Source organism: Pseudomonas sp. FP603 (genome assembly GCF_030687415.1).
GTDB lineage: Bacteria > Pseudomonadota > Gammaproteobacteria > Pseudomonadales > Pseudomonadaceae > Aquipseudomonas > Aquipseudomonas wuhanensis.
The window spans coordinates 6,427,270-6,448,786 of sequence record NZ_CP117431.1 but is presented as its reverse complement, the minus strand read 5'-3'; the positions used below and the strand labels follow the sequence as shown (position 1 = coordinate 6,448,786).

At 59.9% G+C, this 21,517-nt stretch carries 14 protein-coding genes; 12 read left to right on the top strand and 2 right to left on the bottom strand.

Translation table 11 applies throughout. From position 1 onward, the window contains the following. The first annotated feature begins 100 nt into the window (after positions 1–100). Positions 101–1,369 carry a malic enzyme-like NAD(P)-binding protein gene (locus PSH65_RS29705; RefSeq protein WP_007899225.1) on the top strand — a complete coding sequence of 423 codons (1,269 nt, stop codon included), beginning with the start codon at positions 101–103 and terminating at the stop codon, positions 1,367–1,369. A gap of 269 nt (positions 1,370–1,638) precedes the next feature. Here the strand turns inward: PSH65_RS29705 and PSH65_RS29700 are convergent, their stop codons facing one another. Further along, positions 1,639–4,083, bottom strand: a complete 2,445-nt coding sequence (locus tag PSH65_RS29700) for a penicillin-binding protein 1A (RefSeq protein WP_370694724.1) — start codon at positions 4,081–4,083, stop codon at positions 1,639–1,641. A 219-nt stretch (positions 4,084–4,302) separates the two neighbouring features. Here PSH65_RS29700 and PSH65_RS29695 point away from each other — a divergent pair, with 219 nt between their 5' ends. The 11 genes from PSH65_RS29695 to hemE all read left to right on the top strand — a co-directional run bounded on the left by PSH65_RS29695 (position 4,303) and on the right by hemE (position 20,103). Next, on the top strand, positions 4,303–5,367 hold the full coding sequence (locus PSH65_RS29695; RefSeq protein ID WP_305424053.1) for a pilus assembly protein PilM: 1,065 nt from the start codon (positions 4,303–4,305) through the stop codon (positions 5,365–5,367). Next, on the top strand, positions 5,367–5,933 hold the full coding sequence (locus tag PSH65_RS29690; protein WP_305424051.1) for a PilN domain-containing protein: 567 nt from the start codon (positions 5,367–5,369) through the stop codon (positions 5,931–5,933). Before PSH65_RS29695 ends, PSH65_RS29690 begins: the two co-directional genes overlap by 1 nt. After that, positions 5,930–6,553, top strand: coding sequence for a type 4a pilus biogenesis protein PilO (gene pilO / locus PSH65_RS29685; RefSeq protein ID WP_305424050.1), 624 nt, complete (start codon positions 5,930–5,932; stop codon positions 6,551–6,553). The genes PSH65_RS29690 and pilO overlap by 4 nt, the downstream gene beginning before the upstream one ends. Then, a complete protein-coding gene (locus PSH65_RS29680) occupies positions 6,550–7,077 on the top strand; it encodes a pilus assembly protein PilP (RefSeq protein WP_305424049.1) in 528 nt (175 codons plus the stop codon). The genes pilO and PSH65_RS29680 overlap by 4 nt, the downstream gene beginning before the upstream one ends. Before the next feature lie 13 nt (positions 7,078–7,090). Beyond that, a complete protein-coding gene (gene pilQ, locus PSH65_RS29675) occupies positions 7,091–9,166 on the top strand; it encodes a type IV pilus secretin PilQ (RefSeq protein WP_305424047.1) in 2,076 nt (691 codons plus the stop codon). A 4-nt stretch (positions 9,167–9,170) separates the two neighbouring features. Continuing rightward, positions 9,171–9,689, top strand: a complete 519-nt coding sequence (gene aroK / locus PSH65_RS29670; protein WP_201121330.1) for a shikimate kinase AroK — start codon at positions 9,171–9,173, stop codon at positions 9,687–9,689. 150 nt (positions 9,690–9,839) lie between these two features. Next, entirely contained in the window at positions 9,840–10,940 is a 1,101-nt protein-coding gene (gene aroB, locus PSH65_RS29665) for a 3-dehydroquinate synthase (protein ID WP_305424044.1), read from the top strand. Between the two features lie 10 nt (positions 10,941–10,950). Continuing rightward, positions 10,951–12,537: an SPOR domain-containing protein gene (locus PSH65_RS29660; RefSeq protein WP_305424042.1), complete on the top strand. Its 1,587-nt coding sequence runs from the start codon at positions 10,951–10,953 to the stop codon at positions 12,535–12,537. Positions 12,538–12,887: 350 nt separating this feature from the next. Then, positions 12,888–17,333, top strand: coding sequence for a glutamate synthase large subunit (gene gltB, locus PSH65_RS29655; RefSeq protein WP_305424040.1), 4,446 nt, complete (start codon positions 12,888–12,890; stop codon positions 17,331–17,333). A 33-nt stretch (positions 17,334–17,366) separates the two neighbouring features. Beyond that, complete coding sequence (locus PSH65_RS29650) at positions 17,367–18,785, top strand: FAD-dependent oxidoreductase (protein ID WP_048396075.1); 1,419 nt, start codon at positions 17,367–17,369, stop codon at positions 18,783–18,785. A gap of 250 nt (positions 18,786–19,035) precedes the next feature. Continuing rightward, the gene (gene hemE, locus PSH65_RS29645) at positions 19,036–20,103 is read left to right on the top strand and encodes a uroporphyrinogen decarboxylase (protein WP_305424037.1); all 1,068 of its coding nucleotides are present in this window, start codon (positions 19,036–19,038) and stop codon (positions 20,101–20,103) included. Between the two features lie 181 nt (positions 20,104–20,284). Here hemE and PSH65_RS29640 read toward each other — a convergent pair whose 3' ends face one another. Beyond that, positions 20,285–21,511, bottom strand: a complete 1,227-nt coding sequence (locus PSH65_RS29640) for an MFS transporter (protein WP_370694723.1) — start codon at positions 21,509–21,511, stop codon at positions 20,285–20,287. Positions 21,512–21,517 lie beyond the last annotated feature (6 nt).

Here is a 21,517-nt window from a genome sequence, read left to right as displayed (position 1 = left end):
CGGGCGCTTGACAGGGGTGACTGGTCAGTCTTGTGAGGACTTTGCGAGGCGAGTATCCTCGGCGGTCCGTCTGTCCAACAGTAAAAAGCGGAATGCCCCTATGTCTGATCTGAAAACTGCCGCTCTCGAATATCATGCCCATCCCCGTCCAGGGAAGCTGAGTGTCGAGCTCACCAAGGCCACCGCTACCGCCCGCGATCTGTCGCTGGCCTACAGCCCCGGCGTAGCCGAACCAGTACGCGAAATCGCCCGCGATCCTGAACTGGCCTACAAATACACCGGCAAGGGCAACCTGGTTGCAGTCATTTCCGATGGCACCGCGATTCTCGGCCTGGGTAACCTCGGCCCATTGGCTTCCAAGCCGGTCATGGAAGGCAAGGGCGTGCTGTTCAAGCGCTTCGCCGGCATCGACGTGTTCGACATCGAAGTCGACTCCGAAAGCCCGCAAGCCTTCATCGACACCGTCAAGCGTATCTCCATTACCTTCGGTGGCATCAACCTGGAAGACATCAAGGCACCTGAGTGCTTTGAGATCGAACGCGCTCTGATCGAGCAGTGCGACATTCCGGTATTCCACGATGACCAGCATGGCACCGCAATCGTTACTGCGGCCGGTATGATCAACGCCCTGGAAATCGCTGGCAAAACCCTGGCTGACGCCAAGATCGTCTGCCTGGGCGCCGGTGCGGCCGCCATCTCCTGCATGAAATTGCTGGTGAGCATGGGCGCCAATATCGAAAACATCTACATGGTTGACCGTACCGGCGTGATCCACTCCGGCCGTGACGACCTGAACCAGTACAAGGCTGTGTTCGCTCACGCGACCGAGAAGCGCACCCTGGCTGACGCGCTGGAAGGCGCTGACGTGTTCGTTGGTCTGTCCGGCCCGAACCTGCTGAGTGCTGAAGGCCTGAAATCCATGGCGGCCAACCCGATCGTGTTCGCGTGCTCGAACCCGGATCCGGAAATCTCCCCGGAACTGGCTCACGCCACCCGTAACGACGTGATCATGGCCACCGGCCGTTCGGACTACCCGAACCAGGTCAACAACGTACTGGGCTTCCCGTTCATCTTCCGTGGTGCCCTGGACGTTCGCGCCAAGCGCATTAACGAAGAAATGAAAGTGGCTGCCGCCAACGCCCTGCGTGAACTGGCCAAGCTGCCAGTGCCTCAGGAAGTGTGCGACGCCTACGGCGGCATCAAGCTGGAGTTCGGTCGTGAGTACATCATTCCGAAACCAATGGATGCCCGTCTGATCACCCTGATCTCCGATGCCGTGGCCAAGGCTGCGATCGAGACCGGTGTGGCGACCCTGCCGTATCCGAAGAACTACCCGCTGAAAAGCGTGGATGACGTGTTCAACGGCTAAGCCGTTGTAACGCTTCAACCAAAAGCCCCGGCTCAGAGTGAGCCGGGGCTTTTTTGTATCTGGGGGTTTTGCATCGTCTAAATAGGCCTCTTCGCGGGCAAGCCCGCTCCCACAGGGATCGCGGTGATTCACAGCCTCTGATAGCGCCACAGAACCTTGTGGGAGCGGGCTTGCCCGCGAAGGGGGCGGCTCATTCAGCGCATAACCCGCAGGCAATAAAAAGCCCCGCACTTCTTTCGAGGGCGGGGCTTTTAGGTGTTGCAGCGCGATCAGAACAAATCGATCGGTGCTGCCTCATCCGCAGGCAGCGGGCTGCCCGGCACATTGCCGTTACTCAGCTCGTTAACCGACGGTGGTGTGTCTTCGGCCTTGAACAGTTCGAAGTAGGCGCCTGGCGTACTTGGGCTGGCTGCACGGCCGCTGATCGGGTCGACGCGCAGGCTGAGAATGCCTTCGGGTTCCGCTTGGGTGTGGGGCGGTTTGTCTTTAAGGGCCGCCGCCATGTAGTTCATCCAGATCGGCAAGGCAACGGTGCCACCGAACTCGCGTTTGCCCAGGCTTTCCGGTTGGTCGAAGCCGGTCCAGACGGTGGTCACGTAATCGGCGTTGTAGCCGGAGAACCAAGCGTCCTTGGACTCGTTGGTGGTGCCGGTCTTGCCCGCGATGTCGCTGCGACCCAGAGCCAGCGCACGGCGGCCGGTGCCGAGTTTGATCACGTCCTCAAGCATGCTGTTGAGGATGTAAGTGGTGCGCCCATCGACGATGCGCTCGGCCACAGCCGGTGTTTGTAGCGCTGGCTGGGCGCTTGGTGCTTCGCCTGGGGTGGCGTTGACCGTGAAGGTGTCGGAGGCCGGCACGGCGATGCCATCGCTGGCTACGGCGCCTTTCGGAACACTCGGCGGGTTGGCAACGAATAGCGTGTCGCCGTTGCGGCTTTCGATCTTGTCGATGATGTACGGGGTGATCTTGTAGCCGCCGTTGGCGAAGGTGGCCCAGCCGGTGGCGATTTCCATTGGCGTCAGGGTCGCGGTACCCAAGGCCAGGGACAGGTTGCGCGGCAGGTCCTGCTTGTTGAAGCCGAACTTGCTGATGTAGTCGATGGTGCGGTCGACCCCCAGCGCTTGCAGCAGGCGGATCGATACCAGGTTGCGCGACTTGTAGAGCGCTTCACGCATGCGGATCGGGCCGAGGAAGGTGTTGGTATCGTTCTTCGGGCGCCAGACCTTGTCCAGGTATTCGTCAACGAACACGATCGGGGCGTCGTTCACCAGGCTGGCGGCGGTGTAGCCGTTGTCCAGGGCGGCGCTGTAGACGAACGGCTTGAAGCTCGAACCCGGCTGACGCTTGGCCTGCATGGCGCGGTTATAGTTGCTCTGCTCGAAGGCGAAACCACCGACCAGCGAACGAATGGCACCGTTTTGCGGGTCGAGGGACACCAGTGCGCCCTGGGCCTGCGGAATCTGGCTGAATTTGAGCGAACTGTCTGGCTGACGCTGCACGCGAATCAGATCGCCGACCTGCGCGACATCCGACGGCTGCTTCGGATTGGCGCCCATGCTGTTGGTGTTCAGGAACGGGCGAGCCCACTTCATGGTGTCCCAGGCGACGTGCTCTTCGCCGGTGCCTGTGCGAGTCAGCACCTGCACGCCGTTCTTGTCGACCTGGGTCACGATCGCCGGTTCCAGGCCGCTGATGATCCGCTGTTTGGTCAACTCCTGAGTCCAGGCCTCTCGGGTTTTGCCCGGCAGGCGTGACTCGGGGCCGCGATAACCGTGCCGTTGGTCGTAGGTCATCAAGCCTTCGTGAACCGCGGTGTTGGCCATCTCCTGCAAATTGCTCGGGACTGTGGTGGTGACACGAAAACCTTCGGTGTACGCATCGCTGCCATAGCGGCCGACCATCTCGGCGCGGGCCATTTCGGCGACGTACGGTGCGTTCACTTCCGGGGTCGGCACATGGTAGCTGGCGTTCAGCGGCTCATTGATCGCAGCGGTGTAGTCGGCTTCGGTGATCTTGCCGAGCTTGTACATGCGCCCGAGGATCCAGTCGCGACGCTCCTTGCTGCGGGTCGGGTTGGCCAGCGGGTTGAAGCGCGACGGGGCTTTTGGCAGGCCGGCGATCATCGCCATCTGCGCCAGGCTGACGTCACGAATCGACTTGCCGTAATAAACCTGCGCCGCTGCTTCGATGCCGTAGGCGCGGTTGCCCAGATAGATCTTGTTGACGTACAGCTCAAGGATCTCGTCCTTGGTCAACTGCCGTTCGATCTGCAGGGCCAGGAGAATTTCGGTGGTCTTGCGCGAGAAGCTGCGCTCGCTGGTCAGGAAGAAGTTCTTCGCCACCTGCATGGTGATGGTGCTGCCGCCGGACTGAATGTGTCCGCTCTTTACCAATTGAGTGGCGGCACGCATCAGGCTGCTGGGATCGACGCCGTAGTGGTTGGCGAAATTGTCGTCTTCAGCACTTAGTAACGCATTGATGAAATTGGGGGGAATGTCGGCGAAACGGATCGGAGTGCGGCGCATTTCGCCAAATTCTGCGATCAACTTGTTATCGCTGCTGTACACCCGCAAAGGAATCTGCAACTGAATACTTCTCAGCGCCTCCACGGACGGCAATCCGGGGCTAAGGTAAAGAAAAGCGCCGCTCAGACCCAGGAGCAGTCCGCAGAAAACGGCGACGATGGACCAACCGAAAAATTTCAGCAGACGAATCAAGGCTTTTGGATATCCAGGGTAAAAAATGAATTAGGCATCAGGGGTTCAGGCTATACAGAAAATGACCCGCGCTTGCAGTGAAAGCGGAAAAAACGCTCAGCATTATAAGCATTTTTCCGTCGGGGGCGTCATTTGCGCTTCTGTCAAGACGGAGGGTATTGAACGCAATGGATATTACAGAGTCCGTAACTCACGGATAGTCATAGGGAATTGGTAGTGCTAGGACTCTTCAATAAAAAAGCCAATACGCTTCTGGGGATCGACATCAGCTCCACGTCGGTGAAGCTACTGGAGCTAAGTCGCCAAGGCGACCGGTACCGGGTCGAGGCCTATGCGGTCGAACCGCTGCCTGCCAGCGCCGTGGTCGAGAAAAATATCGCCGAGCTCGAAGGTGTGGGGCAGGCTCTTGCGCGGGTGCTGTCCAAGGCCAAAACCAGCCTCAGGAACGTTGCCGTGGCGGTGGCCGGATCGGCGGTGATCACCAAGACCATCGAGATGGACGCCGGACTTTCCGACGACGAGATGGAAAACCAGCTGAAGATCGAGGCCGATCAGTACATTCCTTATCCACTGGACGAAGTGGCGATCGATTTCGAAGTGCAAGGCGTGTCGGCGCGCAACCCCGAGCGGGTCAATGTGCTGCTGGCGGCGTGTCGCAAGGAAAACGTCGAGGTCCGTGAAGCGGCCCTGGCTCTGGCCGGGCTGACTGCGCGCGTGGTTGACGTCGAAGCCTATGCCCTGGAGCGATCGTTCGGCCTGCTGGCAACCCAACTGGCCGTTTCTCAGGAGCGTCTGACCGTGGCGGTGGTCGATATCGGCGCCACCATGACCACCCTGAGCGTGCTGTATAACGGGCGGATCATCTACACCCGCGAACAATTGTTCGGCGGCCGTCAACTGACAGAAGAGATCCAGCGCCGTTATGGCCTGACGGTCGAGCAGGCGGGGCTGGCGAAGAAGCAGGGCGGTTTGCCGGACGATTATGTCAGCGAGGTCTTGCAGCCGTTTCGTGATGCGTTGGTTCAGCAGGTGTCGCGTTCATTGCAGTTTTTCTTTGCCTCCGGCCAGTACAACTCGGTCGATCACATCCTCCTGGCCGGCGGTACCGCCTCGGTCCCCGGGCTGGATCGGTTGATCGAGCAGCGACTGGGTACGCCGACCCAGGTCGCCAATCCATTCTCCAACATGACCCTGAGCAGCAAGGTCAATGCCGGTGCCTTGGCGAGCGATGCTCCGGCATTGATGATTGCCTGCGGGCTGGCCCTCAGGAGTTTCGACTGATGGCGCGGATCAATCTTTTACCCTGGCGTGAAGAGTTGCGCGAAGGGCGTCGCAAACGCTTTTTGCTGGCGTTGGTCGGTGTGCTGGTGGGGGCGGTGGGCGCGCTACTGATCGCGGACCAGGTCATTAACAACGCCATTAACCGGCAAGTCGCTCGAAACGATTACATCAGCAAGCAGATTGCCGTGGTCGACGAGCGGATTAAACAGATCAGCGACCTGAAGGCCCGTCGACAGCAACTCGTCGAGCGCATGCGCATTATTCAGGACCTGCAAGGGAATCGGCCGATCAGCGGGAGGATTTTCGATCAATTGGCGCGTACTTTGCCGGACGGTGTTTATTTCACCGAAGTGAAAATGGTCGGCAAGACGTTGTCCATCACCGGTGCGGCGGAGTCCAATAATCGTGTTTCGGATCTGATGCGCAATCTTGATGCTTCCGACTGGTTCGATGCGCCCAACCTCACGGAAGTCAAAGCGACCACCGCCGGTCAGCTGGATCAGGCCAATGTTTTTCAGTTGACCGTTCGTCAGACTCAGCCCGCAGTTGTGGGGGGCGCCAAATGAAGCCGTCCGAATGGCTCGAAGGGTTGCGTCAGATCGACATCAACGATCTGGACACCAATAACATCGGTTCCTGGCCGCCGGCGATCAAGGTCCTGGCGAGTGTCCTGCTGATGGTTCTGGTGCTGGCCCTGGGCTACAGCTTTTTGATAAGCGACCTGCAAAACCACTTGGAACTCAGGCGCGAGGAAGAGTCGACGCTCAGGGAGCAATTCGCGACCAAAGCCCATATGGCGGCGAATCTGGAGCTGTATACCCAGCAGATGAAGGAAATGGAGAACTCCTTCGGCATGCTATTACGGCAATTGCCCAGCGACACCGAAGTACCCGGTCTGCTGGAGGACATCACCCGCACCGGCCTGGGCAGCGGCTTGGAGTTCGAAGAAATCAAGCTGCTCCCGGAGGCCACCCAGCAGTTCTATATCGAGCTCCCTATCCGGATCACCGTCACCGGCGCTTATCACGACCTGGCTACTTTCGTCAGCGGCGTGGCCGGGCTGCCGCGGATCGTCACTCTGCATGACTTCGACCTGGCGCCGGCCAATCCTGATGGCGGTCCGAAGTTGCGCATGAGCATCCTTGCCAAGACCTATCGCTACAACGACAAGGGGTTGCAGAAATGAGCCCGATTCGTTGCCTGTCGATGGTTATGTGTCTGGTTATCCTGGCCGGTTGTGATGGCGACAGTGATTTCAGCGACCTGGACGCCTACCTGAACGAAGTGCGCCTGCGTGCACCCGGCAAGATTGAACCCACGCCGACATTCCAGTCTTCCCCGACATTCACCTACAACGCTGCCAATCTGCGTAGCCCGTTCTCCCGCCAGGCAAGAGTCGATCTGGCCGGCCAGAAACACGGCTCGCGTAATGTCAAACCCGACCCCAATCGGGTCAAGCAGTACCTCGAAGGTTTCAACATCGAGCAATTTGAAATGGTCGGCACCATCTCCAATGCAGCCGGTTCCTTTGCGCTGTTGCGCGGGGCTGGCGGTGTGCATCGGCTGAAAGTCGGCGATTACCTGGGGCGTAACGATGGACGGATCGTCGCCATCAGCGGTTCGCAAGTCGACGTGGTCGAAATCGTTCCCGATGGCGAAGGTGCCTGGCTGGAACGGCCGCGAACCATCCCTTTGAAAGAGCACTCATAGTGGAACTCGAACAATGAACAGGATTTTATCAACCTTCGGTATTTCGCTATGGATAGCGTTTCTGTCGCCGATGGTACTGGCGGCCAACCTCAAAGCGCTGGATGTCGCCGCGCTACCCGGTGACCGTATCGAGTTGAAGTTGTCGTTCGACGGGCCGCCGCCGCAGGCCCATGGTTATACGACAGAGCAGCCTGCGCGGATTGCGCTGGACCTGCCGGGGGTCACCAGTCAGCTGGCGAACAAGAATCGGGATCTTGGCGGCGGCAATGCCCGCAGCGCCACGGTCGTGGAGGCCAAGGACCGTACACGGCTGATCATCAGCTTGACTCAATTGACTCCGTACAGCACTCGCGTCGAAGGCAACAATTTGTTCGTGGTCGTCGGGCAAGGGGCCAGTAGCAAGGCGCCCAAGCCGGCCGCCAGCGCACCGCGTGCAGCAACTGCGACGCCCGCGCCCGCCAGGGTCAGTGCGCCCGTGGGCAAAGCCATCCGGGGCGTGGATTTCCAGCGCGGCACCCAGGGGGAGGGCAATGTGGTCATTGATCTGTCGGATCCGTCCATCGCCCCGGACATCCAGGAACGCGATGGCAAAATCATCGTCGGTTTCACCAAGACCCAACTGCCTGAACGGTTGCGTGTACGCCTCGACGTCAAGGATTTCGCCACCCCGGTGCAGTTCGTCAACGCCAGCGCCACGGGCGATCGGGCCATTATCAGTATCGAGCCTAGCGGCGCCTTCGATTATTCGACCTATCAGACCGACAACAAACTGACCGTCAGCATCCGACCGATGACTGTCGATGACCTGCAGAAGCGCAACACCGAACGCTTTGCCTACACCGGCGAAAAACTCTCGCTGAATTTTCAGGACATTGATGTGCGCTCGGTGCTGCAACTGATCGCCGATTTCACCAACCTCAATCTGGTGGCCAGCGACACGGTGCAGGGCGGCATCACGTTGCGCCTGCAGAACGTGCCATGGGATCAGGCGCTGGACCTGGTGCTGAAAACCAAAGGCCTGGATAAACGCAAGATCGGCAATGTGCTGCTGGTGGCGCCGGCCGATGAAATCGCTGCCCGAGAGCGTCAGGAACTGGAGTCGCAGAAGCAGATCTCCGAACTGGCGCCTCTTCGTCGCGAACTGTTGCAGGTCAACTACGCCAAAGCCGCCGATATCGCCAAGCTGTTCCAGTCAGTGACCAGCGCCGAGGCGAAAATAGACGAGCGAGGTTCAATCACCGTCGATGAGCGAACCAACAACATCATTGCCTACCAGACTCAGGATCGACTCGACGAATTGCGGCGCATTGTTGCGCAACTGGATATTCCGGTGCGTCAGGTGATGATTGAGGCGCGCATTGTCGAGGCCAACGTCGATTACGACAAAAGCCTTGGCGTACGCTGGGGCGGTTCGGTGCAGAAGGGTAACTGGAACACGTCCGGGGTCAATGGCTCTTCGACCACCATTGGCACGCCGGGTAGTACCAGTACCAACTCGCCGTTCGTCGATCTGGGGACTTCTGCCAATACCTCGGGGATCGGCATCGCCTTCATTACCGACAATGTGCTGCTGGACCTTGAACTTTCGGCCATGGAGAAAACCGGCAACGGGGAAATCGTTTCGCAGCCCAAGGTGGTCACGTCCGACAAGGAAACCGCGAAAATCCTCAAGGGCACCGAGATTCCCTATCAGGAAGCCAGTTCCAGCGGCGCCACCTCGGTGTCGTTCAAGGAAGCTTCGCTGTCCCTGGAAGTGACCCCGCAGATCACACCGGACAACCGCATCATCATGGAGGTCAAGGTCACCAAGGACGAACCGGACTACCTGAACAAAGTGCAGGATGTACCGCCGATCAGGAAAAACGAGGTCAACGCCAAGGTGTTGGTTAACGACGGCGAGACCATCGTCATTGGTGGGGTTTTCTCAAATACTCAGAGCAAGGTTGTAGATAAGGTGCCATTTCTCGGTGATGTGCCGTATCTTGGCCGCCTTTTCCGGCGTGACGTGGTTTCGGAGAAAAAATCCGAGCTGCTGGTATTTCTCACTCCGCGTATCATGAACAATCAGGCGATTGCTGTGAGTCATTGATTCTGTGCGAAATTTGATTCTTGTTGGACCGATGGGGGCTGGTAAAAGCACCATCGGCCGGTTGCTGGCCAAAGAGCTGCGCCTGCCGTTCAAAGATTCCGATAAGGAAATTGAATTGCGCACGGGCGCCAATATCCCGTGGATTTTCGATAAGGAAGGCGAGCCGGGCTTTCGTGACCGCGAGCAGGCGATGATTGCCGAGCTGTGCGCGTTCGACGGCGTGGTGTTGGCGACCGGCGGCGGCGCGGTGATGCGCGAAGCCAATCGTCGAGCGCTGCACGCCGGTGGGCGGGTGGTGTATCTGCATGCGTCTGTCGAGCAGCAGGTCGGCCGAACGGCTCGCGACCGCAATCGGCCGCTGTTGCGCACCGCCGACCCGGCCAAGACCCTGCGGGACTTGCTGGCAATCCGTGATCCGCTGTATCGGGAGATCGCCGACCTGGTGGTGGAAACCGATGAGCGGCCACCGCGGATGGTGGTGCTCGATATCCTCGACCGCTTGCAGCAACTACCTCCCCGTTAATGCGCGGCGCGAAATGCGCTATCCTCGGCGTCCTGTCGCAGCCGCTCAAGGTTGTGGCGGCTGGCTACCGAACGGCGTCACACCAGCAGACGCCATGGAATTCGTAAACTCAAGGCAGGATGCCTGATTCCATCTTCACTGTGGGGACACATGCAGACACTCAAGGTCGATCTAGGCGAGCGCAGCTACCCGATTCACATTGGCGAAGGTTTGTTGGATCAGCCTGAGCTACTGGCCCCGCATATCCGCGGGCGGCAAGTAGCGATCATCTCCAACGAGACCGTCGCGCCGCTCTACCTCGAGCGTCTGACCCGCCGCCTCGCGCAGTTCTCGGTGATTTCTGTGGTGCTGCCCGACGGCGAAGCCTTCAAGACCTGGGAAACCCTGCAACTGATTTTCGACGGCCTGCTGACTGCGCGGCATGATCGCCGCACCACGGTAATCGCCTTGGGGGGCGGCGTGATCGGTGACATGGCCGGTTTTGCGGCCGCCTGCTACCAGCGTGGCGTGGATTTCATCCAGGTACCGACCACATTGTTGTCGCAAGTCGACTCCTCCGTTGGCGGCAAGACCGGGATCAATCACCCGCTGGGCAAGAACATGGTCGGCGCCTTCTATCAGCCCAACGTGGTGCTGATCGATACCGCCACCCTCAAAACCCTGCCGCCGCGCGAACTGTCCGCGGGGCTGGCGGAAGTCATCAAATACGGGCTGATCTGCGATGAGCCATTCCTGACCTGGCTCGAAGAAAACGTCGATCGCCTGCGAGCGTTGGACCAGACCGCCCTGACTTACGCCATCGAACGCTCCTGCGCGGCCAAGGCTGCGGTGGTCGGTGCCGACGAGAAAGAGACGGGCGTGCGTGCCACGTTGAACCTGGGCCACACCTTCGGCCACGCGATCGAAACCCATATGGGCTATGGTGTCTGGCTTCATGGTGAAGCAGTCGCTGCTGGGACCGTAATGGCTTTGGAAATGTCTGCGCGCCTGGGCTGGATCAACGAACAGGAGCGTGATCGCGGTATTCGTCTGTTCCAGCGTGCCGGCCTGCCGGTCATTCCGCCGGAAGAGATGACCGAAGCCGATTTTCTCGAACACATGGCAATTGACAAGAAAGTGATCGACGGTCGTTTGCGCCTGGTGCTGCTGCGCCACATGGGCGAAGCAGTGGTGACCGACGATTATCCGAAAGAGATTTTACAGGCCACGTTAGGGGCGGATTACCGCGCCCTGGCTCAGCTTAAAGGTTAATAAGATCCCGATGACTAGTTTGCATGCCGACGAGGCTTTCCTCGGCCATTACCAGTTAAGTCATGACCCTTTCGCTCCACGGGTGCCTGGCTTCAAATTTTTCCCGGCCCAGCGCAAGCCGGTGCTGGGGCAACTGCATCATCTGGCCCGTTACAGCCAGTTGTTGCTGGTGGTCACTGGCCCTCAAGGCAGCGGCAAAACCCTGTTGCGTCAGGCCCTGGTGGCCAGCACCAACAAACAGTCAGTGCAGAGCGTGGTGGTTTCCGCCCGTGGCGCCGGCGATGCAGCGGGTGTGCTGCGTCAAGTGGCTCAGGCGCTGAACGTCGAGCAGGTCGAAATCGGCGCAATCCTGGCCCAAGTGGTACAGCTTGCCCTTACGGGGCAGGAAGTCTATTTGCTGGTGGATGATGCCGAGCAACTCGACGAATCGGCGCTGGAGGCCTTGCTGGCTTTGGCTGCGGGTGCGCCGGAAGGTCGCCCGCACGTGTTCCTGTTTGGCGAGTCCTCGCTGATCGCTCAGCTTGACGCGCTGAGCCTCGAGGAAGAGCGTTTCCACGTCATCGAATTGCAGCCTTACACCGAAGAAGAAACCCGCGAATATCTGGATCAGCGGCTTGAAGGCGCTGGCCGGGGTATCGAACTTTTCACCGCGGATCAGATCTCTGATATTCACGAAAGCTCCGACGGTTGGCCTGGCACTATCAACCAGGTCGCCCGCGATGCAATGATCGAAGCCATGATTGCCAGCCGCTCAGCGGTGAAGCGTCCAAGTATGGGGTTCAACATGCCGAAGAAACACGTATTGGCGATTTCCGCCGTTGTCGTGGTCGCGGTAGCCGCCGCCTGGTTGATGCCGGGTCGCAGCAAAGCACCGACCACCGGCGCACCTGCCAACGAACAGGCGCAACTGCCGCTGGGCCAGGGCACGCCACAACCTGACAGCGGTGGCGCTCCATCCGTCGAATTTGCCGGTAATTCGCAACCGATGCCGTTGCCATTGGTCGGCAGCTCGCAGCCGGTGATGCGTGGCCCGTTGGCCGAAGCGGCCGGTGGTATCACCGAAGGCGACGACGGCGTGCCGGTCGAAGGTTCCAGCGCTACACCGCCAACCGTGACCACGACTGCGCCGCCTGCCGGCATCCAGCCGGGCCCTGCGCCAACGCCTGCCGCCAAACCGGTTCCAGCGCCGACTCAGGTCGCGACAGCCAAGCCAGCGCCTGCACCTGTTGCCAAACCGGCTCCAGCGCCCGCCAAGCCGGTCGCCGCCGCCAAACCTGCCGAGAAGCCCGTCGTCGTGGCCAAAGCCGCCGGTGGCAGCTGGTACGCAGGCCAGGCGCCGGGTAATTACGTGGTGCAAATCCTAGGCACCAGCTCTGAATCGGCCGCGCAAAGCTTCGTCAAAGAGCAGGGCGGCGAGTACCGTTATTTCAAGAAAGTACTCAACGGCAAGCCGCTTTACGTCATCACCTACGGTAGCTTCGCTAACCGCGATGCAGCCATTACCGCCATCAAGGCCTTGCCAGCGAAGGTTCAGGCTGGTAAACCTTGGCCTCGCACTGTCGCCAGCGTCCAACAGGAACTGGCAACAACTCGCTGAAGATTCGGCGGCCTTACCCAGGCCGCCTCTCCAAGCACCTCAAAATTTCTACAAGCGCATGCCGTCTCTACAGACCGCGTGCCTTGTGGTGTCTGCGTCACAGTAGTCTTTGAGTCGTTGCGGTCAAAATTAAAAAAGTTTTGACTAGCACAGCATATCGCTTTAAACCTTTCACAAATGCGACATAGATTTGCGACATTTCGTCGTCAAATTTGTGAGCCTCTGTGTCGGTGTGTACAATGACCTCCCTTTTGCCCCCGCAAAGCTGGCGTACGTTCGGCGTGGATGGTAACTGGCTGAATTGAAAAGAAATTTGCCTCGACAAGAGGCAGCCTGGTGAGAAAGTGTCTATGAAAGCAGGTCTGTACCAACCAGATGAATTCAAGGATAACTGCGGTTTCGGCCTGATAGCCCATATGCAGGGCGAGCCCAGTCATACCCTTTTGCAAACGGCCATTGAGGCCCTGACCTGCATGACCCACCGCGGTGGGATCAACGCCGACGGCAAGACCGGTGACGGTTGCGGTCTGCTGATTCAAAAGCCGGATGTGTTCCTGCGTGCCATCGCCCAGGAAACCTTCGGCGTCGAATTGCCTAAGCAATATGCCGTGGGCATGGTCTTCTTCAACCAGGATCCGGTCAAAGCCGAAGCCGCTCGCGAGAACATGAACCGCGAGATCCTGGCCGAAGGCCTGACCCTGGTCGGCTGGCGCAAAGTGCCGATCGACACCAGTGTCCTCGGCCGCCTGGCCCTCGAGCGCCTGCCACAGATCGAACAAGTGTTCATCGGCGGTGAAGGCCTGAGTGATCAGGACATGGCGATCAAGCTGTTCAGCGCCCGTCGTCGTTCGTCCGTAGCCAACGCCGCCGACGTCGATCACTACATCTGCAGCTTTTCCCACAAGACCATTATTTATAAAGGCCTGATGATGCCGGCGGATTTGACCGCCTTCTATCCAGACCTGAGCGACCAGCGCCTGCAAACTTCGATTTGCGTGTTCCACCAGCGCTTTTCGACCAACACGCTGCCGAAATGGCCGCTGGCGCAGCCGTTCCGCTTCCTCGCCCACAACGGCGAGATCAACACCATCACCGGCAACCGCAACTGGGCCGTGGCCCGTCGCACCAAGTTCACCAATGATCTGATGGATCTGGAAGAACTCGGCCCGCTGGTGAACCGTGTAGGCTCCGACTCCTCCAGCATGGACAATATGCTCGAGTTGATGGTCACCGGTGGCATCGACCTGTTCCGTGGCGTGCGGATGATCATTCCGCCTGCGTGGCAGAACGTCGAAACCATGGACCCGGATCTGCGTGCGTTCTACGAATACAACTCGATGCACATGGAACCGTGGGACGGCCCGGCTGGCGTGGTAATGACTGACGGTCGTTACGCGGTGTGCCTGCTCGACCGTAACGGTCTGCGTCCGGCGCGTTGGGTCACCACCAAGAACGGTTTCATCACCCTGGCCTCGGAAATCGGTGTCTGGAACTACCAGCCTGAAGACGTGATCGCCAAGGGTCGCGTAGGGCCGGGCCAGATCTTTGCCGTGGACACCGAAACCGGTCAGATCCTCGACACCGACGCCATCGACAACCGCTTGAAGTCCCGTCATCCGTACAAGCAATGGCTGCGCAAGAATGCCCTGCGCATCCAGGCGACCATGGAAGACAACGACCATGGTTCGGCGTTCTACGACGTCGATCAGCTCAAGCAGTACATGAAGATGTATCAGGTTACGTTCGAAGAGCGCGACCAGGTGCTGCGTCCGCTCGGCGAGCAAGGCTACGAAGCCGTAGGTTCGATGGGCGACGATACGCCGATGGCCGTGCTGTCCCAGCGCGTACGCACGCCGTACGACTATTTCCGTCAGCAGTTCGCGCAGGTCACCAACCCGCCGATCGACCCGCTGCGCGAAGCCATCGTCATGTCGCTGGAAGTCTGCCTCGGTGCCGAGCGCAACATCTTCCAGGAGTCGCCGGAACACGCCTCGCGTGTGATCCTCAGCTCGCCGGTCGTTTCCCCGGCCAAATGGCGCTCGCTGATGAACCTCGATCGCCCAGGCTTCGAGCGTCAGATCATCGACCTCAACTACGATGAGAGCGTCGGCCTCGAAGCAGCGGTGCGTAACGTAGCCGATCAGGCTGAAGAGGCCGTGCGCGCCGGTCGCACCCAGATCGTGCTGAGTGACCGCCACATCGCCCCGGGCAAGTTGCCGATCCACGCTTCGCTCGCCACCGGCGCGGTGCACCACCGCCTGACCGAAAAAGGCCTGCGTTGCGACTCCAACATTCTGGTGGAAACCGCTACCGCTCGCGATCCGCATCACTTCGCGGTGCTGATCGGGTTCGGCGCCTCGGCGGTCTATCCGTTCCTGGCCTACGAAGTGCTGGGCGACCTGATCCGCACCGGTGAAGTGCTGGGCGACCTCTATGAGGTGTTCAAGAACTACCGCAAAGGCATCACCAAAGGCCTGCTCAAGATCCTGTCGAAGATGGGCATCTCGACCATCACCTCGTACCGCGGTGCGCAGCTGTTCGAAGCCATCGGCCTGTCCGAAGAAGTCTGCGAACTGAGCTTCCGTGGCGTGCCAAGCCGCATCAAGGGTGCGCGCTTCGTCGACATCGAAGCCGAGCAGAAAGCCCTGGCGGCCGAAGCCTGGAGCCCGCGCAAGCCGATCCAGCAGGGCGGCCTGCTGAAGTTCGTCCACGGTGGCGAATATCACGCCTACAACCCGGACGTGGTCAGCACCCTGCAAGCCGCTGTGCAGCAGGGCGACTACAGCAAGTTCAAGGAATACACGGCGCTGGTGGACAACCGTCCGGTGTCGATGATCCGCGACCTGTTCAAGGTCAAGACCCTGGATACGCCGCTGGACATCAGCGAGATCGAACCGCTGGAATCGGTGCTCAAGCGCTTCGACTCCGCAGGTATCTCTTTGGGCGCATTGTCGCCGGAAGCTCACGAAGCCCTGGCCGAAGCCATGAACCGCCTCGGCGCGCGTTCGAACTCCGGCGAAGGCGGCGAAGACCCTGCGCGCTACGGCACCATCAAGAGCTCGAAAATCAAGCAGGTCGCCACTGGCCGTTTCGGTGTGACCCCGGAATATCTGGTTAACGCTGAAGTGCTGCAGATCAAAGTCGCTCAGGGCGCGAAGCCGGGCGAAGGTGGTCAGTTGCCGGGCGGCAAGGTCAACGGTCTGATCGCCAAGCTGCGTTATGCAGTGCCGGGCGTGACCCTGATTTCGCCTCCGCCGCACCACGACATCTATTCGATCGAAGATTTGTCGCAGCTGATTTTCGACCTGAAACAAGTCAACCCGAAGGCACTGGTCTCGGTGAAGCTGGTTGCAGAAGCCGGCGTCGGCACCATCGCTGCCGGTGTGGCCAAGGCCTACGCGGACTTGATCACCATTTCCGGCTACGACGGCGGCACCGGTGCATCGCCACTGACCTCGATCAAATACGCGGGCGCACCGTGGGAACTCGGCCTGGCCGAAACCCACCAGACCCTGCGCGGTAACGACCTGCGCGGCAAGGTCCGGGTGCAGACCGACGGCGGCCTGAAAACCGGCCTCGATGTGATCAAGGCGGCGATCCTTGGCGCTGAAAGCTTCGGCTTCGGCACCGCGCCAATGATCGCGCTGGGCTGCAAATACCTGCGTATTTGCCACCTGAACAACTGCGCCACCGGCGTCGCGACTCAGAACGAGAAGCTGCGCAAGGATCACTACATCGGTACCGTCGACATGGTGGTGAATTTCTTCACCTACGTCGCCGAAGAAACCCGTGAGTGGCTGGCCAAGCTGGGCGTGCGCTCCCTCGAAGAGCTGATCGGCCGTACTGATCTGCTGGAAATCCTAGAAGGCCAGACCGCCAAGCAAAACCACCTGGACCTGACCCCGTTGCTGGGCAGCGATCACATCCCGGCAGACAAGCCTCAGTTCTGCCAGGTCGACCGCAACCCGCCGTTCGACAAAGGCCTGCTGGCCGAGAAGATGGTCGACTTGGCCACTTCGGCCATCAACGACATGAGCGGCGCCGATTTCGCTCTGGATATCTGCAACTGCGACCGTTCCATTGGCGCACGGATCTCCGGTGAAATTGCTCGCAAGCATGGCAACCAGGGGATGGCCAACGCGCCGATCACCTTCCGCTTCAAAGGCACGGCGGGTCAGAGCTTCGGTGTGTGGAACGCCGGCGGCCTGAACATGTACCTGGAAGGCGATGCCAACGACTATGTCGGCAAAGGCATGACTGGCGGCAAGCTGGTCATCGTTCCGCCGAAGGGCAGCATTTACAAGACTCAGGACAGTGCCATTATCGGCAACACCTGCCTGTATGGCGCCACCGGGGGCAAGCTGTTCGCCGCCGGTACCGCGGGTGAGCGTTTCGCGGTGCGTAACTCCGGTGCTCACACTGTCGTGGAAGGCACTGGCGATCACTGCTGCGAGTACATGACCGGTGGTTTCGTCTGCGTGTTGGGCAAGACCGGTTACAACTTCGGCTCCGGCATGACCGGCGGTTTCGCCTACGTGCTCGACCAGGACAACACCTTCGTTGACCGGGTCAACCACGAACTGGTGGAAATCCAGCGGATCAGCGGTGAGGCGATGGAAGCCTATCGCAGCCACCTGCAACGCGTGCTGAACGAATACGTCGAGGAAACCGACAGCGAGTGGGGTCGTGAACTCGCCGAAAACCTCGATGACTACGTGCGCCGTTTCTGGCTGGTCAAGCCAAAGGCTGCCAACCTGAAATCGTTGCTTTCCAGCACCCGTGCCAACCCGCAGTGATATGCGCCTGAAGAGTTTGATGAGGTTTTAACAATGGCTGAACGTCTGAATAACGACTTCCAGTTCATCGATGTCGGGCGCAAGGATCCGAAGAAGAAACTGTTGCGTCAACGCAAGAAAGAGTTCGTGGAAATCTACGAACCGTTCAAACCCCAGCAGTCGGCCGACCAGGCCCACCGCTGCCTGGGTTGCGGTAACCCGTATTGCGAATGGAAGTGCCCGGTGCACAACTTCATTCCGAACTGGCTGAAACTGGTGGCCGAGGGCAACATCCTCCAGGCCGCCGAGCTGTCGCACCAGACCAACACCCTGCCGGAAGTGTGCGGCCGGGTGTGCCCGCAGGACCGTCTGTGCGAGGGTGCCTGCACCCTCAACGACGGCTTCGGCGCGGTGACCATCGGTTCGGTGGAGAAGTACATCACCGACACGGCGTTCGCCATGGGCTGGCGCCCGGACATGTCCAAGGTCAAGCCGACCGGCAAGCGTGTTGCGGTAATTGGCGCTGGCCCTGCCGGCCTGGGCTGTGCCGACGTGCTGGTACGTGGTGGCGTGACTCCGGTGGTGTTCGACAAGAACCCGGAAATCGGTGGCTTGCTGACCTTCGGCATTCCCGAGTTCAAGCTGGAAAAGACCGTGCTGAGCAATCGCCGCGAAGTCTTCACCGGCATGGGCATCGAGTTCCGCCTGAACACCGAAATCGGCAAGGACGTGACCATCGAGCAATTGCTCGAAGAATACGATGCCGTGTTCATGGGCATGGGCACCTACACCTACATGAAGGGCGGCTTTGCCGGTGAAGATCTGCCGGGCGTGTATGACGCGCTGGACTTCCTGATCGCCAACGTCAACCGCAACCTGGGCTTTGAAAAGTCGCCGGAAGATTTCGTCGACATGAAAGGCAAGAAGGTTGTGGTGCTGGGTGGCGGCGACACGGCGATGGACTGCAACCGTACTTCGATTCGTCAGGGCGCCAAGTCGGTGACCTGTGCCTATCGCCGTGACGAAGCGAACATGCCGGGCTCGCGCAAAGAGGTGAAGAACGCCAAGGAAGAAGGCGTGAAATTCCTCTACAACCGCCAGCCGATCGCTATCGTGGGTGAAGATCGTGTCGAAGGCGTGAAGGTGGTCGAGACCCGTCTCGGCGAACCGGACGCCCGTGGCCGCCGTAGCCCCGAGCCGATCCCGGGTTCCGAAGAAATCATCCCGGCTGATGCCGTGGTCATCGCGTTCGGTTTCCGTCCAAGCCCGGCGTCGTGGTTCGAGCAGTTCAGCATCCAGACCGACAGCCAGGGCCGCGTCGTGGCGCCGGAACAAGGTCAGTACAAGCACCAGACCAGCAACCCGAAAATCTTCGCCGGTGGCGACATGGTTCGCGGTTCTGACCTGGTGGTAACGGCGATCTTCGAAGGCCGTAATGCCGCTGAAGGGATTCTGGATTACCTGGGCGTCTGATCACTCTCCAGAAGTGAAATGCGGTCAAATGTGGGAGCGAGCTTGCTCGCGAAGGCGGTGTAACAGTCAATATTGATGTCGACTGACTCACCGCTTTCGCGAGCAAGCCCGCTCCCACATTGGTTTTGTGGTGTTGCCAAGGCTGTGTTCACCGCGACAAATTGACCCGATAGACAAAAGGAACGGCTCTTGCCGTGCCTTTTGCGTCGCGCTCTGAGAAAATGCCCGCACTTTTTTTCCGGATGCCGACATGACTGCCCTGAAGAACGACCGTTTCCTTCGCGCCCTGCTCAAGCAACCCGTAGACGTCACCCCCGTGTGGATGATGCGTCAGGCCGGTCGCTACCTGCCTGAATACCGCGCCAGCCGTGCCAAGGCCGGCGACTTCATGAGCCTGTGCATGAACCCGGCGTTCGCTTGCGAAGTCACGATGCAACCGCTCGACCGCTATCCGCAACTGGACGCGGCGATCCTGTTCTCCGACATCCTCACCATCCCGGACGCCATGGGCCAGGGCCTGTACTTCGAGACCGGTGAAGGTCCGCGTTTCAAGAAAGTCGTCAGCACCCTGGCCGACATCGAAGCCCTGCCGATTCCTGATCCGCACAAAGATCTCGGCTACGTCATGGACGCGGTCAGCACCATCCGTCGCGAACTGAACGGCCGCGTGCCGCTGATCGGCTTCTCCGGCAGCCCATGGACCCTGGCCACCTACATGGTCGAAGGCGGTTCGTCGAAAGACTTCCGCAAGACCAAGGCCATGCTCTACGACAACCCGCAAGCCATGCACCTGTTGCTGGACAAGCTTGCGCAGTCGGTTACCAGTTACCTCAACGGCCAGATCATGGCTGGTGCGCAAGCGGTGCAGATCTTCGACACTTGGGGTGGCAATCTCTCCGCTGCGGCCTATCAGGAATTCTCCCTGGCCTACATGCGCAAAATCGTCAGCGGCCTGATCCGCGAACACGAAGGCCGTAAGGTTCCGGTCATCCTGTTTACCAAGAATGGCGGCCTGTGGCTGGAAAGCATCGCTGACGCTGGCGCTGATGCGTTGGGCCTGGATTGGACTTGCGACATTGGCGAAGCCCGCCAGCGTGTCGGTAGCAAAGTCGCCTTGCAAGGCAACATGGACCCGACCGTGCTTTACGCCAAGCCAGAAGCCATCCGCACCGAAGTCGGCCGGATCCTCGCCAGCTACGGCAAGGGCAGCGGCCACGTGTTCAATCTCGGCCACGGCATTACGCCTGAAGTCGACCCGGAGCATGCTGGCGCCTTCCTGCGTGCGGTACATGAACTGTCGGCGCAGTATCACGAGTAATCGTGACCCGATAAAAAACGCCCGGCTTATGCCGGGCGTTTTTGTTTGTGGTTCAGAAAATGAGAAGTGGATGCAGTTCATTGTGGGAGCGGGCTTGCCCGCGATGGCGTCATTTCTTACAGCACATGTGTTGGACCGACCATCGCTATCGCGGGCAAGCCCGCTCCCACAGGGTTGTGCGTCACGCTTTCAAATTTTCCAACGGCGGCAACTTCGCCAGCTTCAACGCCACCAACAGCGCAATCACCAACAACCCACCAATAAACAACCCGATCCCGTTCCAGCCACCCAAGTGCCAGGCCACTCCGCCCGCCGTACCCGCGATACTCGACCCGGCGTAATAGCTGAACAGGTACAGCGACGACGCCTGTCCTCTGGCCTTGATCGCACGCCGACCAATCCAGCTACTGGCCACCGAATGCGCCCCGAAGAAGCCGAAGGTAAAGATCAGCATGCCGAGAATCACCAGCAGTAACGGCGTGAACATGGTCAGGGCGATGCCCGCGAGCATGACCACAATGGTTGCCCAGAGCACTTTGCGCCGCCCGAGTTGGTCGGCCAGGGCGCCGATTTTCGCCGAGCTGTAGATGCCCGACAGGTACACCACTGAGAGTAGCCCGACGAAGGCCTGGTCCATGCGATACGGCTCGGCCAGCAAGCGATAACCGATGTAGTTGAACAGCGTGACGAACGCGCCCATCAGCACAAAAGCTTCGACAAACAACAACGGCAGACCGGCGTCGCGAAAGTGCATGGTGAAGCCGTCCAGCAAGCTGCGCGGATGCAGTGAACGGGCACGGAAGTTGCGCGATTCCGGGAGGATCTTCCAGAACACCGCTGCGGCAATCAGCGCCAGGCCACCGATGACCAGCATCGCCGCGTGCCAGCTGACGAAGTCGATCAATACACCGACGATCAACCGTCCACACATGCCGCCGATGGCATTGCCTCCGATGTATAACCCCATGGCCAGACCAAGGTGCTGCGGATGGATTTCTTCGCTGAGGTAAGTCATTGCGACCGCCGCCAGACCGCTCAACGACAGCCCCACCAGCGCCCGCATCACCAGCACGCCTTGCCAGCTCGGGATCATTGCGCTGGCCATGGTGCAGAGAGCGGCGGCGAACAGCGCGGCGACCATCACCGGCTTACGCCCGATGCGATCAGAGATGGGACCGGTAATCAGCAAGCCGATGGCGAGCATACCGGTGGCGACCGACAGGATCAGGCTGCTCTGGGCCGCGTTGATGGAAAACTCGCGGGACAGCAGCGGCATCATCGGCTGCACGCAATACAGCAGGGCAAAGGTCGCGAAGCCGCCGGAGAACAGCGCCAGCACCGTGCGCATGAACATCGGCGTGCCTTTTTCGATGTAGATCTCGCTTAGTTCGGCGACGACATCGTCCAGCGCAGT